Here is a 16,064-nt window from a genome sequence, read left to right as displayed (position 1 = left end):
AGGCCCAATGAAGTCCACTATGGTTATCAACAGCCAGCATTGGCAGCGTAGAAGAATCCACTAATTCCGCTGTCCGAAATGCCCGCGGCAGCTCAGTGGGGGCGTTGTGGTTGGCCGGGGGCGTTACCCCAACCCAAATCGCCAAGGCCCTCGGCGTCTCACGAGCGACGATCTACCGCCACCTCAACCCTTAGCGCCAACCACCGTTCCATTACTGGTCAGACCCCTTGTTCACGCTCCACTTTCTCAAACGCACCGAAGACCAACGCCGATGATGCCGCCTGGGACAAATTCCTCCAGAGCACACGCACTATGGCGAGGTCCGGATTGTTCCCGACCTCGCCATTCGTTTTGCCTGAGCGTCGTTTCTCAGGGCGTTTGGGGCTTTAGTTGTAGAGCATTCCGCCGTCGACGAGTAGGACCTGGCCGGTTACGTAGTCGGAGTCGGGGCCGGCGAAGAATGAGACGATCTTGGCGACGTCTTCCGGGGTCTCGATGCGGCCGAGCGCGATGCCTTCGACGTTTTCCTTGAGGTTCTGGCCGCGCGGCTTGCCGTTGATGGCGCTGAGCTTTTCGTCGATCAGGTCCCACATGCCGGTTCCGACGATGCCGGGGGCGTAGGCGTTGACGGTGACGCCGCGGGGTGCGAGTTCCTGGGCGGCGGCCTGGGTGATGCCGCGGACGGCGAACTTCGATGCTGAGTAGGCGCTGAGGATGGGGAAGCCCTGGATGGCGGCGATGGAGGCGGCATTGATGATCTTGCCGGCGTGGCCGAGCTCGTCGAATTTCGCGACTGCGGCCTGGATGCCCCAGACGACGCTGTTCACGTTGATGCGGAAGATTTTTTCCATGTCGTCGGCTGTGATCTCGAGCACGGGTGTGACCTGGGCGATGCCGGCGTTGTTGACGATCACGTCGAACCCGCCGAGTTTCTCGGCTGTGGTGTTGACGGCGGCGAAGACGTCGTCGCGGTTGGAGACGTCGGCGGTGACGAAGACGGCCTTGCGTCCGAGGGCCTCAATTTCGGCGACGACACCGGCACCCTTTTCGGCCTGGAAGTCGAGGTCGGCGACGGCGACGTCGAAACCGTCCTGGGCGAGGCGGAGGGCGATTCCGCGTCCGATTCCCTGTCCGGCTCCGGTGACGAGTGCGACTTTGTGTGAAACGGTCATGGTGGTTCTCATTTCTGGTTCGGGTATGGTGGGCGCCGTTTGGCATCGTTGACCCGCAGCCCGGACAGTGTCGATCAGACAACCGTCCGCACTCCTTCAGGGTAGGCCAACCATCTGAGGTCCTCCCGGTCAACCGGGGCGGGCCTCAGTTGATAGCGGCGATGGAGACGCTCAGCACTCGGTCGTTTCCGGGAGGATGCAACATCCAGAAGATCACTGTGTCTTGACCACTTCGTGATTATCGAAACCGGGGCAATGCCTGGGCGAAGCGGCTGAGGGTGCGTCTGTGAACTTGTTAGGTCTGTATGGCCGTGAGGGTTACCGCGGCAGCGAACGTGTTCAACGTAACGTGCAGGGTGATCGGTGCCCAGAGGGTGGTGTGGAATTCGCGCAGGTAGGCCAGTGCGATGCCCGCGGTGATCAGGTAGGGCAGCAGGATCGGTATGCCGTGCACCAGCGCGAAAGCTGCGGCGCTGAGAACGGTGGCGGGGAGGAATCCGAGCCGGCGGCGGAGCCCGCCGTAGATCAGGCCGCGGAAGACCATTTCTTCCCAGATTGGGGTCAGTAGGGCGACGCCGACAAATGTGGTGGCGACGAGGAGTGGTCCGACGCCGGCGAAGAGAGTGTCGATGCCATCGTTATTGCTGGCGGTCTCTCCGGTGAGGGCGAAGGCAGTGCCCTGCACGGCGGCGAGGAGGAGAACAATCGTGGGTATCTGCCAGAGCAGATGCAGGATGCGGGGCGTTGGTTGAGTCAGGCCCATCTGGTGCCAGCCGCTCCCCGCCCGGCGCAGACCCCAGTGCAGGGTGAGCAGCATGAGAGTGGCATGTACGACGAGCGTCACAGCGAGCAGGGGCAGGGCGATGTCCCGGCCACCTGGAATGAACAGGATCGCCAACGCCACGGAGCCAAAAACCAGGACGGTGACGAGCAGGAGCGTCGCGAGGATGCCGAGCGTCGCCCGCCAGCCCAGGGGCGAGCGGGTTGTCGTGCGGTTGCTCTCGGGGTAATCGGGCGGCGCGACAGGCTGTGAAGTCGTCATGTCGCTATCCTTGCGTAATCGTCGGCGCCCACCCCGTCTCGGGCCGGCCTGGACTTCCCCCCACTCCCCGCCGCTGGCCTCCACTCCCCCGCCGCCGGGACCGGCACGGAGGTTGGGGCCTGCTGGAATCAGGCACACGCCTCGCGGGGATGCGACGAAACGGCGGCGCGGCCGCCGTCCCCCTTTACCGCAGTGGAACCGCTTCGCGGCGAGAGATATCAGAGTGACTTCACTCTGAAACCACGGCTGACGCCGTTACAAGCGTGATGGAGCCGCTGCGCGGCACTGTGTGATGGGCATTTTTGTCCTTTCTGGCGTTTCACCGTAGCTCCCTTCCGTGCCTGCGTTACCCGTATTTTCGGACGCGCCCTGCGGGCTTATTTCGCTCGGTAATGCGGGCACTTCGGCCCTCCCGGTCGCTATCGATTTCTCGTGCCAGATAGGGAAAAAACAGTTGGTCACAAGGGAGAGACAACCCATGGATGAGTCGGATTAGGTGCGGCTTGTGAATTCGTGAAAAATCCGACGTTGCAGGCTGATGACCTCCAATGCTCGTCGAATTGACTACGCCCGACTGGGTCACGTTCCGCTGAATGGTGGAGTTTGTTGACTTCTGAGGGTTATTCCCAGACCTGCGTGTTGTCGGTGACGTATTGCCGGAGGGTTGTGGCAGGGCGTCCGGTCAGTGCTCGGATCGTACGGTTCGGGATAGCGGAGATGTTCAGCCGCACCACACGGTGGATCATCTTCTGCACCGCGATGTAGTCTGCGGGGAGGTTGTCGGCCCTCAGCTGTGCGAGATAACGGTCTTCGCTGGGCTTGGCGTACCGGATTGGCCGGCCAAGAACGTCGGACATGATCGCGGCGACATCACGGTAGCTGAGGCTCTGCTCACCGGAGAGGGTGTATTTCTTTCCGATGTGGCCGGGTTGGGACAGGATCGTGGCGGCGACATTACCGACGTCGCGCGCATCGATGAAGGCGGTCCGTGATCGTCCCGCGGGAACGAAGATCTCGCCGCGTTCCCGGATTGGCTGGGCGTAGGTGGTGGCGAGGTTTTGCATGAAGAAGTTCGGGCGCAGAAACGTGTACGGGCTCCGGCTTTCTCGCAGATACTGCTCAACGGCGTGATGGGGTGTTTTGCGGTTGGCTTGTACGCCCTGAAGCGACAGGAACGCGATCTGCTTGACCCCGGAACGGTTGGCGGCATCGATCACCCGGAACAGGGTCCGTTGCACGTCGGCGATTGCTGGCGGTCGCATCAGGAAGAGCCGGTCCGCGCCCTCCAAGACGGCGTCCAGTTGTGCGGGTTCAGCGTCGAAGGAGAATTCCCGGGTCACCGCCGGGTGTGGGATCCGGGCTGCATCGGACGGGGCGCGGATACCGGCGACGACGGGTTGTCCGAGGCGGAGGAGGTGTTCCACCACGGCTGAGCCGACGGTCCCGGTCGCCCCGGTCACGAAGACCGCACCCATCAGGATCCTTCTTTCACCTGCGCGAGCAGCCCAGCAAGCTCGGTCAGGGCGTCGTCAGTCAGTGTGTCAAACCAGGGTGCGGAGCGTTGAATGGAGGCAGTTTCGAATGCCTCGACCTGGGTTCTTGCGGCACTGCTGAGCTGGAGGAGTCGCACCCGTCCGTCCTGGTCCGAGGCATATTGCTCGACCAGGTCATGCTCACGCAGTTGGTCCACGAGCTGCGTGACGGCGCCCGGGGTGACGTGCAACAGTGCGGCGAGCTGGCCGGGAGTGACCGGGTCCGGGGTGTGAGCGAGGACGAAGAGGACATCCAGTTGGGTGCGGGTGAGCACCGTACTGCCGAACGGAGTCGACCGTGGGTTCGCCAGCGAGCGCGACAGGCGCACGACCGCCGCCAGCACCTCTCCCATCTGAGCCGTCCGGGTCGAGGTGAGCGCGGGTGCTGCGTGTGTCATGCGCTGATGAAAGGCATTTGCCCGATGAAGGTGCGGTCTTCCACCTGGGTGAGGATGAAGTCCGCGAGATCATCTCGACTGATCTGGGTACTCGCATCAACACCCACCCACCCCACCCGGTACGCGCCGGTGCCCGGCTTCTCGGTCAACCGTGGACCACGCACGACCGTCCACGCCAGCCCGGACGCCTCAAGTACCCGAAGGTGCTGCTCGGCGTCGGCGAGTACATGCCCGGACAGGCTCTTCAACAAGAACCTGATCACCCGGTCGGCGGGACCAGGCCGGTCCAGTGGGGCTGGCAGCCCACCGCCGGACAGGGTAACGATCCGCTTCACGTCGTACCGCGTCATAGCGTCGACGATCAGCTGTGTGCCCTCGGCCTGCAGCGTCGGCGGCGACCCTTTCACTTGCCCAAACAGGCTCAGCACAGCGTCTGAGCCGGCCACCGTCTGATCCACAGCCCCCGAGTCCAACACATCACCGCGGATAACTGTCAGAGCTGGGGACGTGATGACGAGCTTGGCCGGATCGCGCACCAGCGCCCGCACCTCATATCCCGTCGCGAGAGCGCGGGTCAGCACACGCTGGCCGGTCTTACCGGTCGCACCAAACAAAGCAATCACTGTCATACGGATTAGTTTACCCACTAAAGGTTATGACTGGTGGGTGGGTAGACCAAGCCGTTCCGGCCTGTGGACCGCTTCGCGGCTGTTCTGGTTGATGACTTTTTTGTCTGTCTGGCCGGTCATCGTAGTTCGCTTCCGTGCCTGCGTGCCCGGTTTATCGAGCGCGCCCTGGCGGGCTTATTTCCCTCGATAATCCGGGCTCTTCGGCACTCCCGCTCTCAATCGATTCTCTTGCCAGACAGGCAAAAAAATCAGTTGAGCGGAGAGTTCCCATGCCCGAGTTCCTTGTCGAGGTTCGGCCCCAGCGCACCAGTGACCAGATCGCGGCCGACCGGAAAGCCGGCACCGCTTTCTTCGCCCGCTACGACACCGAAAACCCGCACAAGCGCAGCAGTTGGAACCGGGATGTGGATTCTCTGCTGCGCTTCTACAGCTACGAGTGGAACCTGATCTGCTGTGTCATCGAGGCCACGGAGTGGATGCGCACCCACCCCCACGACACCCGCACCGACCGGATCACGGCCCGCACCCTGCGCGCTGCCCGGTACCTGGCCGAGGAGATCCCGGCCCGGGATAATTCCGCGCTGCAGGCGTACGTACACGTCTCCACGATCAAGCTCATGCACCCGCCCCGGGTAGCCCCGATCCCGGTCGCGGACCGGCTCGCAGCCCGCGGCGAGGCAACCCGGTTTTGGGCCCTCTGCACGAATCCCTCACCCCGCTTCCGCCGCCGGGTCGCGGCCCCGACGCTACCGTTCGTCCACTGGTTGCTGGTGCACCCCCTTTATGGGCCCGCGCAGGACGGACCCGCCGGATACACCGGAACCACCCGGGTCAAGAAGACCAAACGGTATAGCAGGAACAGTGTTCGTCCCATCGGAATGAGTGAGGACCGGGCACTGGAAATTGCCCTCACCGCCACGGCCCGCCGATAGCCGGCCCCGTGGCCACCCTTCGGGGGTGGCCACGGGTGAGGGGCCAGCGCGCCCCTCACACTCCCCCGGTGCGCCGGGTTCTCCACAGGTGGCCAGAATTCGGCCGGGGCCGGTGGGCAGCGTTTTAGCGTCGAGGTCTCTCTACTGATTGGACATCTCATGCGCTTCATCAAACTCGCCGTCACCACCCCCGGTCACGACCGGTCCCGGCCCGTGGCCTGTGCCGACGACATCTGGGTCAACCTGGACCAGATCGTTTCCATCCAGGAGCAGCTCGACAGCAACACCTTCGCGGACGCCGTCCGGATGGGCATCACCGCGGAGGAGCACTACCCGTGCCTGGAACTGACCCTGTCCAACGGCGACACCCACCTGGTCTCCCTCGGCGTGTATCCGGACCAGGCGGCCGGATTCGAAGCGTTGGCCCGGTTCCTGCCGGCCCTCCTCGGCGGGCGCGGCCCGGACGATATGGACCAGCTCGAGCGGATGCTCGCCGGCATCACCCCGGATACCCGCTCAGCGCAGTGAAACCGTGCAGCTGATGTCTGCAATCAACTGGGGATGCGAAAGGAGTCCGGAGACGGCCCGCCAGCACGACGGGATCCCATTCAAGACCCCCTGTCGGGGCCGGCTGCGCCGGGAAGAACCCTGTTGAGCCGCTGCGCGGCACGTTCTGACCCCGCTTTTTTCCTTTCCGGCAGCCGATCATAGTTCGCTCCCGGCCCTGCGTGCCCGGTTGTCGGGACGCGGTCGCAAGCTCCCTTATTTCGCCCCGAAACCGGGCACTCCGGGCCTCCCGCTCTCAATCGATCTCTCTTGCCGGAAAGGCAAAAAACAAGTTGTTTTGAGGGAGAGGACCCACACCATGAACACCACCACCATCCGCAGCATCAAGATCAACCCGACCGAAACCATCACCACCCTGGACCTGAACGAGGCCAGCATCGGGGCGGACATCATCGCCGCCATCCGCTGCCGGATGTTCGACGTCGTCGGCCTGGAGGATGAGATCGACCTCTTCGTCGATGATGAAGGACTCATCAACGGGTCAACCCTGAACCTGCCCGCGACCGTGCTCGCCCACCGACTCGGCTCCCCCACGGTCATCTTCGGCACCGCCATCGCCGTCAGCGTCACCCCCGACGGCGAAACCGTCGGCCTCACCGATACCCAGCTCGCCCGAATCCAGCAGGCACTCGCGCAAAAGCCCGACACCGGGACCATCGACACCCTCGTGGACAGCCTGTCCCCCTTCCCCACCGTCGTCAGCATGCTCCGCAACATCTAGCCGAAAGCGCCGGCTGGCCCCTGGCGGGCCAGCCGGTGAGGGGCGAACCCCTCACACTCCCCCCAGTTTCGCCGGACAGAGCCAGTAGTTCCGGTTCGGTTACGTTAGTCAAACAAGACTTGCAAGACAAACAAGTATTGTATTTATTGTGTAGCAAACAAGTATTGTTTTGCGGCGTGTCGATCAATGCAATGTACGCAATCAAAGCAATACTTGGAAAACAATCAACCCTATAAATACAAACAAGTATTGTATTTGTCGACCATTCCCGAGAGGCAAGAATCGTGGCCCACACAGCAGTCATATCGAACAACAAGGGCGGCGTATCCAAGACGGAGCTGACCGTACAGCTTGCCGCTGCGCTCGCTCGAGCGGGTCAACGGGTTCTCGTCGTAGACATGGACCCACAAGCGAACGCAACACGTCGCCTCGGCATCGAATGGGACGCGAACGAACCCATCCCCACCATGTCCGAGGTCATCAAGGCCGACCAGTCAGGGGCGGGGGAGGGGGCTGTGGTCGCCTGCGGCTGGACCAGCCCCGACGGAGTACCAACACCCGAAGCAGAAAACATCGACGTACTCCCGGCACGGTTTGACCTCATCAATCGCGAAACCGAAGCCGGAGTCATCGGAGCCGTGAGGAGACTCCAGAAGGCTCTTGAAGGATGGACCGACGACTACGACATCATCCTCATCGACACTCGGCCAGACCTGGGCCACCTGGTCCAGATGTCAATGGCGGCCGCCGACACCATCATCATCCCAACAGACCCCAACTACGATTCCGTCGAGGCAGCGATCCGGGTGAACGACTTCGTCACTCGTCACGCCATCGACATCGCAAACCCGACCCTCACCGTCGGTGGCATCGTCATAACGCGACGAAAGGCCACGATCGAACACGACTACCAAATCGAGGGACTGCGCGGTCAGTTCGGAGATCTCGTGTGGAACCTCGGTGGCGTCGTGAAGATGTCAGATGGCTCAGAACTACTCAACCCGTCCTACATCCCCGAATGGTCACGCTTTGCAGAGGCCGACGCAGCGGCCGTTTCACTGTCCGACTGGAGCGACCGAAACGGACGCAAGACCGTCGCCCTCTACGACGCCGTCGCTCGAACCTACCTAGCCCGCTTCCTGGGCGCCAAGGGGATGGCAGCATGACCGTTCCCACCCGTCGACGACCAGGAAGCGCGAGCCCAATCAAGCTGGTGCCCGAGGTCGAAGAGGTTCGCACGCCACCCGCCATGGAACGTGGGCCGGACGTTCCATCAACGAACCTCGACTCCAGAGCTTTATTGGCCGAGTCCGCGGAGAGTGACGAGAAGAAGGCAGTCACTTTTGGGCTCCGCACTTCGCTCAAGAAACGGGCAGAAACGGCAGTGCTCCGAACTGCAGGCTACGAAGGCGGTTACAACTCAATGGCTGCCCTGGTTGACGGTGCCCTCGAGCGTGAACTTGCACGGCTCGCAATTGAGTTCAACAACGGTGAGCCCTTCCCGCGAAATGTAGGTGGATTTCGTCAAGGGAGACCCCTCGGGAGCTGACAGCAGACCGGGAGAGTTGCAAATGCTGGGGGTAACGGGGGGAAGGGTGAAAGTCGGACGAATTGGATTGAGTCAACGGCAACGCCATCCAGTCAATCAGATGTTTATCTGATGTAGTGTGTGGGTATGAGTACCGCGACTTTCACTGACCTTCTGCGAAAGCCCAAGGAGGTCCTGGCCCACATTGACGAGGGCCAGGTTCGGATCACGCGCCGTGATGGCGACGATCTCGTGATCTTGCGTGGTCACGATCTCGACGTGCTCGAGCAGGGTGTCGCGTTGTCGAGCCGTCTGATCCGCGCGATCGGCCGGAACAACGGCGATGTCGAGGCGGCACTGACTGATCTTTTCGCTTGGACGGAGGAGTTCACCCCGGGGGAGCTGCGCGCGTACGCTGCCGAGATTGAACGGCTGGTCTATGCCGCCAGTGAGCTGGGAACGTTTGAGCGGCTGCTGCGCGCGCAGCAGGAGTGGAAGGAAACGGCCGTGGCGTACGCGATGGGCATGCGACCTGTCGAGCCTATCGAGCTGCCCGCCGTCCCTGTCCGCGTCGATCGCCCGTAATGGCGGGGAAGCGCGGCGCCAAGGTTCCGCGGCCGATCAAAGGCACCGAGTACGAGATCTTCTTCGGCAATACCGCGGCCGAGCGTGGGTGGACCGATGTGAAGGCGTCCGCGAAGAATGCCCTCGCGGATGCCTATGACCATCTCACCGCGCATCCCGGGCAGTACGACCCTGATCGCTGCTACCAACTCCGAGGGGATCTCTCCACGGTCCTGGTCGACGGGATTGTCCTGCCGCAGTGGCAGTACAAAGTCACCGACGGTGCTCGGCTTTGGTACGCCGTTGATGAGCCCAACGCGAAGGCGAAGAAGCCAGGACGCGTGTACATCACGAAAGCCGCGGCCGGTCATCCCAACGAGACGGACTCGAAGAAGAACTTCCGGTAGCTCACCACGAAACACAGCCATCGCGGGCGTCGCGGACGACCAGGCACTTGACCGGCGAGGATTCCCGTCGAGGCGCGACTCGGTGCGGGGGAGTGGGCTGGCGGTTTACTTCTGTTTGGGGCGTGCCGTCTGTGCTTCGGCGCGGTCGGCGCGGGTGCGCTGCTCGCGTTCACTGGTGCGGGCCTGGTCCAGGTCGGTGCGCAGCTGGGTGAGTTGCTGCTCGAGGGCGTCCCGCACGTCGGTGACGCGCTGCTCGGCGTAGGAGCGCTCCCTCCCGGCCTCGGCTGTGGCGCTGTCGCGTTCGCTGCTGAGAGTGGCCAGGCGCCCGGTGAGGATGAGCGCTTCTGCCCGGGCGCTCTCGCGCTCCTCCCGGGTCTGGTCGAGGAGGTCGCGGGTGCTCGCGGTCTCCGTCTCGGCCCGCTCGGCGCGCGTTGTGGCGGCGTCGGCCTGTGCGATTGCGCCGCGCGCCGCCGCCTGGGCGTCGTCTTTGGCTGCTGTGGTCGTTGTGAGGAGTTCCTGGGCGTCGGTGAGCTGTGCGGTTGCGGCCGCGTTCTGGGCGGTCAGAGCGGCCACCTGGGCGGTGAGGGCGGTGATCTCTGCGGCCGCACGTGCCTCGTTCTCGCCCGCGACGACCAGGTCTCCCTCCAGGCTGGCCGCACGCTGCTCGAGCGCGGCCAGAACGATACGGAGTTCGTCGCCCTGGGTGGCGGATTCTTCGGCGGCTGCGTCGGCTTCGGCGCGCTCGGTTTCGGCTTTGCGGGTGGCGGTCTCGGCCCGGTTGGCGCGGGCGGCCGCGGATGCGACCTGCTCGGCCGCGTCCGAGGTGACGGCCTCGATCTGGGCTTCGGCGGCGTCCGGGTCCGCGACGGTGCGGAGCTCGTCGACGAGGACGACCAGCTGCTGCTGCAGGTGCTCGACCATCCCGGCGACCTGGGCCCGCAACACGCTCGCCCGCTGGCGGGCGGCATCGACGGGGAGCTTGTCGTCTTCCACGGTGCGCTCGGCCCGGCCGGCCTCGGCGCGGCGGGCCCGCCACGCGGCGGCACGGTTGTGCGCGGGGTTGACGCAGTAGCCGGCAGGCCGGCCCACACCCGGCGTGGCATCTACGGGCTCGGCGCAACCAGGGAAACCGCAGGTGCGCACATCAGTGACCTCAGGGATGCTCATACCCATATCGTAACACTAGTCACGCAATACGTAAACGAAATACGAATAACGAATCACGAAATAGGAAGATCGTCACGCGTTGAGAATGCTCATCTCGATGTCACTAATCGGCGGAATCTGCTCATCTCGATGTCACCAATCTGCTCATCCTGATGTCACTAATCTGCTCATCTCGATGTCAGTGGATCGCGGGGTCGTCCCAGTAGGCTCGATGATCACGTTGGTGATCTGGTGGTCGGCGGAGGGGTCGATGATGCGCGGAGGACAGGACTCGGGGGCGGGCGATCGGCTTCCGCGTGAGGCGGCGGTGCGCCGGCTGATGGCTTTGGATGGTGAGGGCCGGCTGGCGACGGAGGACGTGCTGCTGGTGGCGGAGGGGCTGGCCGTGTCGAAGCGGACCGTGTGGCGGTGGATCGAGCGGGCCCGAAACAACGATGACCTCGACCAGGTGGCGCGCGATCATTTCCTGGTCACGGATCTGTTGCGTGAACGGCTTGCGTTCTGGCGTGGCAACATTTCTGCTGTGCACCGCGAGCTCGTTGAGGCGGCTACGAGCGCGGGGACGGCGGCGGTGAGCCGGCCGACTCTGCAGCGGGCCGTGGAGCGGGACATCGTGCGGGGAGATCGGGCGGGATTGCGCCATGGTGAGCGTGCCCGGCGTGTGCATGACGTATTCCTGCAACGTCCGCGAACGCACCGCAATGATGTGTGGGAGTCCGATCATGTTGAGGCTCCAGTGGAGGTCGACGTCGAGGGCCGGCTGGTCAAACCATGGGTGACCTGGTTCGTTGACGTTGGCACGAACGCGGTGTGCGGCACGGCCATCACACCGGGGGCGCCGTCCAGGGAGAGCATCTTGGCGGCGTTGCGCGCAGCGATCACCCTCGAGGTGCCATACGGGCCGCCAGGTGGGCTACCGGAGAGAGTGCGGATAGACCGGGGGAAGGATTTCCTCTCGGACACTGTGCGTAGCGTGTTGGCAGGTTTCGCCGTGAGGGTCGTGCCTCTGCCTGCGTACACACCGCATCTGAAAGGCACGGTGGAGACGGTGAATGGTGCGGCCGGGCGAATGTTTTTCGCGGGCTTGCCCCGGTATGCCGGTGCACAGACGTTGGCCAATGGCAGATCGATCGATCCGGATGCGCCGGCGTTGACATTCGAGGCGTTCGTCACCGAGTTGCTGGGCTGGGTGCGGTGGTGGAACACCGAGCACCAGATGCCTGTGCTGGAAGGCAGGACACCGTTGCAGGCGTGGCTGGATGACCCGACCCCGTTGAATACGGTGCCTCCCGGTGATCTGCGGCTGCTTACCCTGGAAGACGATGGGCGCACCCGCAAGATCACTACGAAGGGTGTCTCGTGGCGGGGCCGCCCGTACGTCGCCGCGTGGATGACCGGGCAGGTCGGGCGTCAGGTGCGGCTGCGACATATGCCTCACCACGAGCACGAGGTCGAGGTGTTCGACGCCAGCACTGGGGAGCATCTGGGTGCCGCCAATCTCGCTGATATGGCCAGCAGTGAGCAGATTGGTGAAATGCGCCGCTCCCGCGAGGCCCGCCGCCGGCAATTGCAGGCAGACCTGCGCAAGGCGGAGAAAGCCCGTCGGATCCGGTATGCCGCGGCGACCACCGCGGCGCCCCCGCAACCGATCGGCGCGGTCACCGTCGCGCAAGCCGCGGCCGAGCTGTCCGACGCCGACGATCAGCAGCTGCAGGCCGTAGCCCGGCCCGTGCTGGTGCCGTTGCGGCCGCCAGCGCCGGGCTGGGTCTTGCCCCGTCCCCCGCGCGAGAAGACCAACCGTGCCGTGAGTGAAGGCATCGGCGGGGGCCACGGCCGGTGAGTGCCTGGGCGGACATCGACGAGCGAGATGATCACTACCTCGGCTTGACAGGGGCAAACGTGGTGGCGACCGAGTCTCTGCTGATGCTGCAGGACAACCTGGTCGACGTCATGGCAGCCGGGACTGCTGACGGTTTAGTTGACTCGTCTTGTTTGGGGTTTTCAGGCCGCGTGAGCGGCCTGTGAATTGATTATCTCGAACTCGATCGGGGTGAGCCTGCCGAGTCCTCGTTGGCGGCGCCGGCGGTGGTAGGTCCGCTCGATCCAAGTCACCATCGCGAGGCGAAGTTCCTGCCGGGTGCGCCACTTCTTCTTGTCGAGAACGTTTTTCTGCAGCAGTGCGAAGAACGACTCCATCGCGGCGTTGTCACCGCACGCGCCGACCCGTCCCATCGAGCCGGTGATGCCCTCCTGCCGCAGCAACTCGACGAATTTCCTGGACCGGAATTGCGACCCTCGGTCCGAATGCAGGACCGTGCCGTCGACATCGCGGAGGGCGACCGCGTTACGCACCGCCGCCACCGCGAGCTCCGCCGTCATCCTCGAATCGATCGAGTAGCCGATGATTCGGTTCGACCACAGGTCTTTGATCGCGCACAAATACAGCTTGCCCTCGTCGGTCCAATGCTCGGTGATATCGGTCAGCCACAGCTGGTTCGCCCGCTGCGCGGTGAAGTCGCGTTGCACGAGGTCGTCGTGGACGGGAGGGCCGGCTTTGCGGTTCAGGCCGCGTTTCTTCGAGAAATGCGACCAGATCCTCTGCTGGGAGCACAGCCGCCACACACGCCGTTCCGATGCCGGGATGCCGGACTCCGCCTCGATCTCGTCCGCGATGAACCGATACCCGAACCCGGGCTCGTCGCCATGGATGGCCAGGGCGGCGTTGATCAGATGGGCGTTGTCCCAGTCACGTGACGACACCGGATTCCTCCGCCAGACGAAGAACGCCTGTTTGGAGAATCCCAACACCCGGCAGGTCACCGCGACCGGAATCTTCCGGTCGACGGCCAATTCGAGGACCAGCGGGAACATCATTTTGGGAGCGACGCCTGCGACAAATAAGCGGCCGCCCGGCGCAGGATCTCGCTCTCCTGCTCCAGCAACCGGATCCGTCTCTTCGCCTCCCGCAACTCGGCAGCATCAGCCTGGGTCACCCCGGGCCGGTTGCCGTCTTCGATGTCGGCCAGTTTCAACCAGCGTTGCAGACACGATTCGGAGATCCCGAAGTCCTTCGCGATGCGCGCGATCGGCGCCTCGCCACGACGGGCGACCGCGACAACGTCGCGACGGAACTCCAGGGGAAATGCTTTCGGCATGCTGAACATCCTTTCGTGAGAATCGAAATCCTCACAAATCAGGAGTCAACCAAACCGACAGCAGTCCCAATTGAGGTTTTAGTGACGAACGGGCGAACTCGCTCTACGGCTGGAGCGCCTTGACGGTTTAAAGTCGGGAAGCGCACCACGCCCTGAGCTAACCGTCTACGCGCTAGCTTGCTTTTCCCCTTGTGGAATGAACCCACTGAGGAAGTGCATGAGTCCAGTGGTGAGAAGTCCGGTAAAGCAGCTGAATAACACCAGGACTGCGTTCGCGACCAAAGCGGAGCCGTGTGATTCGGCGGAGATGGCTATCTGTCGGCCAATGGCTAGCGTGCCCACGCTCAGGAGTAGCGGGAATACTAGTATCCCGCTGGTGACGAGATAAAAGTTACCGCGAAACACCCATGACCTGTGGATGCAAAGCGCCGCTACCCAGCAGATGATGATGATGACTGGCACCACAACGGGCAGGGAGATTGCGAGGTACGCCACTTTACCCTTCTACGGATAGTTTGGCGGCTAGCTTATCTGAAAACGCGCGGCTCAGTCCCTGGTTGTCGCCCAGTGGAAAGTAGGCTTGATACACTCCCAGCGAGGCCAAGATAGCCGTCCTCGCTGTCTGATAGATCAAGTTGTCATTCTGAATCAGTGCGGCCAGCGCGGCAACTCCCGCTGTCTCCATCGAGTTTCCGAAACGACGAGCCAAGAAAGTGGCGTGTCTTGTCCTTGACGTCCCGGCGCCGGTAGCCGTGAAGTAGGCCTGAAATGCTGCCGAGAACGAGAGGCTGGGAGCCGCACGCAGGAGCACTCCCAAGTTCATTCCATCCACGTCCTCCACGTAGTCTTCCCAGGGGTAGTGGAGAGGGTTTTCGTTCCCGAGGTATACAGTTCCGAAAGCGTACGGACCGTATGTTTTGTCGCTCTGGATGTAGTCACCGAGAGTCTGGATGAAGTCGCCTGCCCAACCCGCGAGGTCGGCCAGGTTGACCTCGCCCAGGGTGCTTAGCGGCAGGCCGTTATAGGTAACTCCGTTAGCGGCGGCCGCTAAATGGTCAAACCGGATGGGTCGCAGGAGGACTGGATCCACAAATCTGTCAATTCGAGTTAGGCCCGAAGCATCGACGCTGGCCACGAAATCTCCGTCAATGGACCCTGCCGTGACTGGCCACAAAGGGTTTGAGTCGTTGTACTGGGGCTGTCGCAAATACTGGAGCGATAGTTCGCTGGCGGTATTCGAACCTGGATGGCCGGTCGCCCAAGCAACGGCAAGGGCTTGGAGCTTGTCCAGGTACGCGAACGCCGTCGAGTTGAGTGCCGGAGCGGACACTGAACCCACCCCGGCGTCTCGACCCGAGGAGATGTCGCGGTCAATACCGATCTGTCCATCACCGGAACCGATTGATACTTCTGCGATTTGGTCAAAAGTCCAGTTCTTCGGCAGGGGGAAGCCGAGATTCCCGCTGTAACCACTTGACATGTCACTGACGAAACTGAACACAGCGAGCTGTTTGTCCGAGACGATGGTGCAGGTGTTTCGTGACCCGTAAATACCGACGCGGTAGATGCTTCCGACCGCGGCCAGTGCGTCGCGGATTCCCTGGAAGTGCGGAACGACGTTGCTGAGAACTTCGTCCTCAATGGCGTCGAAGTCGACAGCAAAGTAGACCACTGTGCCGGACGTGAAACCGTAGGATTGCGCCGCCGAATGGGCTTTGTAACCTGCGGAGGCACCTCGCTCGTAGCTGAAGGCATCGAGCCCATCCCCACCTTCTTGGAAGATGGGGAAGACTTTGAGGCCGGCACTGAAGATGGTATCCAGCTCCCCCGGCTTGATGTTCTTGTCGGTGTAGTCGGCAACGGGGGTGTTGCTCAGGTACCGACCGACGGTGGTGATGCCATTGGCAACGAGTGTCTGTGCGCGCGTTGGTGTGATCGTGGTGATGCAGTCAACCGCCTTGGCCGGTCGAGTGGGATCCCCAGTGCTGATTAGGAGGGACGCCCATGTAGCGAAGTCAGCCAGACCGGTGATAGGTAGCGCCGAGAACGACTGGAAGTTCTGCACAACGGTTTTCGTTGCTGCCGTGAAGGTCGCTCCATAGGGGGTCGAATATCCGTTGAATGTGAGGCCAGCCTGGAACAAATGCACGAAGTATGAGCTGCCGCGGGCATTTCGGACAGCGGAATTAGTGGATTCTTCTACGCTGCCAATGCTGGCTGTTGATAACCATAGTGGACTTCATTGGGCCT

General features: G+C 63.0%; 17 protein-coding genes. 9 read left to right on the top strand and 8 right to left on the bottom strand.

Translation table 11 applies throughout. The annotated features are described in order from the left end of the window. Window positions 1-95 precede the first annotated feature (95 nt). Entirely contained in the window at window positions 96-194 is a 99-nt protein-coding gene (locus IWX89_RS17665; protein WP_307836619.1) for a helix-turn-helix domain-containing protein, read from the top strand. A gap of 192 nt (window positions 195-386) precedes the next feature. Here IWX89_RS17665 and IWX89_RS17660 read toward each other — a convergent pair whose 3' ends face one another. The 5 genes from IWX89_RS17660 to IWX89_RS17640 form a co-directional block, all read right to left on the bottom strand. Further along, complete coding sequence (locus tag IWX89_RS17660) at window positions 387-1,172, bottom strand: acetoin reductase (RefSeq protein ID WP_196904849.1); 786 nt, start codon at window positions 1,170-1,172, stop codon at window positions 387-389. 295 nt (window positions 1,173-1,467) lie between these two features. Continuing rightward, entirely contained in the window at window positions 1,468-2,214 is a 747-nt protein-coding gene (locus tag IWX89_RS17655) for a CPBP family intramembrane glutamic endopeptidase (protein WP_196904848.1), read from the bottom strand. Window positions 2,215-2,834: 620 nt separating this feature from the next. Next, window positions 2,835-3,689 (bottom strand): SDR family oxidoreductase, encoded by an 855-nt coding sequence (locus tag IWX89_RS17650; RefSeq protein WP_196904847.1) that lies wholly within the window; start codon window positions 3,687-3,689, stop codon window positions 2,835-2,837. Continuing rightward, window positions 3,689-4,144: a MarR family winged helix-turn-helix transcriptional regulator gene (locus IWX89_RS17645; protein WP_196904846.1), complete on the bottom strand. Its 456-nt coding sequence runs from the start codon at window positions 4,142-4,144 to the stop codon at window positions 3,689-3,691. The genes IWX89_RS17650 and IWX89_RS17645 overlap by 1 nt, the downstream gene beginning before the upstream one ends. Then, a complete protein-coding gene (locus IWX89_RS17640) occupies window positions 4,141-4,773 on the bottom strand; it encodes an NAD(P)-dependent oxidoreductase (protein WP_196904845.1) in 633 nt (210 codons plus the stop codon). The genes IWX89_RS17645 and IWX89_RS17640 overlap by 4 nt, the downstream gene beginning before the upstream one ends. 269 nt (window positions 4,774-5,042) lie before the next feature. Between IWX89_RS17640 and IWX89_RS17635 the strand changes: the two genes are divergently transcribed. From IWX89_RS17635 to IWX89_RS17605, 7 genes are all read left to right on the top strand, one after another. After that, complete coding sequence (locus IWX89_RS17635) at window positions 5,043-5,705, top strand: hypothetical protein (protein ID WP_196904844.1); 663 nt, start codon at window positions 5,043-5,045, stop codon at window positions 5,703-5,705. A 159-nt stretch (window positions 5,706-5,864) separates the two neighbouring features. Beyond that, a complete protein-coding gene (locus IWX89_RS17630) occupies window positions 5,865-6,233 on the top strand; it encodes a hypothetical protein (protein ID WP_196904843.1) in 369 nt (122 codons plus the stop codon). A 337-nt stretch (window positions 6,234-6,570) separates the two neighbouring features. Beyond that, complete coding sequence (locus IWX89_RS17625; protein WP_196904842.1) at window positions 6,571-6,993, top strand: DUF3846 domain-containing protein; 423 nt, start codon at window positions 6,571-6,573, stop codon at window positions 6,991-6,993. Window positions 6,994-7,277: 284 nt separating this feature from the next. After that, window positions 7,278-8,159: a ParA family protein gene (locus tag IWX89_RS17620; RefSeq protein WP_196904841.1), complete on the top strand. Its 882-nt coding sequence runs from the start codon at window positions 7,278-7,280 to the stop codon at window positions 8,157-8,159. Further along, the gene (locus IWX89_RS17615; protein ID WP_196904840.1) at window positions 8,156-8,542 is read left to right on the top strand and encodes a hypothetical protein; all 387 of its coding nucleotides are present in this window, start codon (window positions 8,156-8,158) and stop codon (window positions 8,540-8,542) included. Before IWX89_RS17620 ends, IWX89_RS17615 begins: the two co-directional genes overlap by 4 nt. Before the next feature lie 126 nt (window positions 8,543-8,668). Continuing rightward, window positions 8,669-9,106: a hypothetical protein gene (locus tag IWX89_RS17610; RefSeq protein ID WP_196904839.1), complete on the top strand. Its 438-nt coding sequence runs from the start codon at window positions 8,669-8,671 to the stop codon at window positions 9,104-9,106. After that, entirely contained in the window at window positions 9,106-9,492 is a 387-nt protein-coding gene (locus IWX89_RS17605; RefSeq protein ID WP_196904838.1) for a hypothetical protein, read from the top strand. The genes IWX89_RS17610 and IWX89_RS17605 overlap by 1 nt, the downstream gene beginning before the upstream one ends. A 105-nt stretch (window positions 9,493-9,597) precedes the next feature. Here the strand turns inward: IWX89_RS17605 and IWX89_RS17600 are convergent, their stop codons facing one another. After that, window positions 9,598-10,659 (bottom strand): hypothetical protein, encoded by a 1,062-nt coding sequence (locus IWX89_RS17600; protein ID WP_196904837.1) that lies wholly within the window; start codon window positions 10,657-10,659, stop codon window positions 9,598-9,600. Window positions 10,660-10,966: 307 nt separating this feature from the next. On the opposite strand from IWX89_RS17600, the gene IWX89_RS17595 reads away from it, so the two are divergent. After that, window positions 10,967-12,499, top strand: a complete 1,533-nt coding sequence (locus tag IWX89_RS17595; protein ID WP_307836620.1) for a transposase family protein — start codon at window positions 10,967-10,969, stop codon at window positions 12,497-12,499. A 161-nt stretch (window positions 12,500-12,660) separates the two neighbouring features. Here the strand turns inward: IWX89_RS17595 and IWX89_RS17590 are convergent. Beyond that, window positions 12,661-13,814 (bottom strand): IS3 family transposase gene (locus IWX89_RS17590; protein WP_196904850.1). Its coding sequence is split into 2 segments (ribosomal slippage): window positions 12,661-13,541 and window positions 13,541-13,814, totalling 1,155 coding nucleotides; the frame shifts between segments, so codons are not numbered across the junction. A gap of 496 nt (window positions 13,815-14,310) precedes the next feature. Next, on the bottom strand, window positions 14,311-15,963 hold the full coding sequence (locus IWX89_RS17585; RefSeq protein ID WP_307836618.1) for a glycoside hydrolase domain-containing protein: 1,653 nt from the start codon (window positions 15,961-15,963) through the stop codon (window positions 14,311-14,313). Between the last annotated feature and the right edge of the window lie 101 nt (window positions 15,964-16,064).

Origin of the sequence: Cryobacterium sp. MP_M3, assembly GCF_015752155.1 — a bacterium.
Taxonomy (GTDB): Bacteria; Actinomycetota; Actinomycetes; order Actinomycetales; family Microbacteriaceae; genus Cryobacterium.
This window is presented reverse-complemented; position numbering and strand designations above follow the sequence as displayed.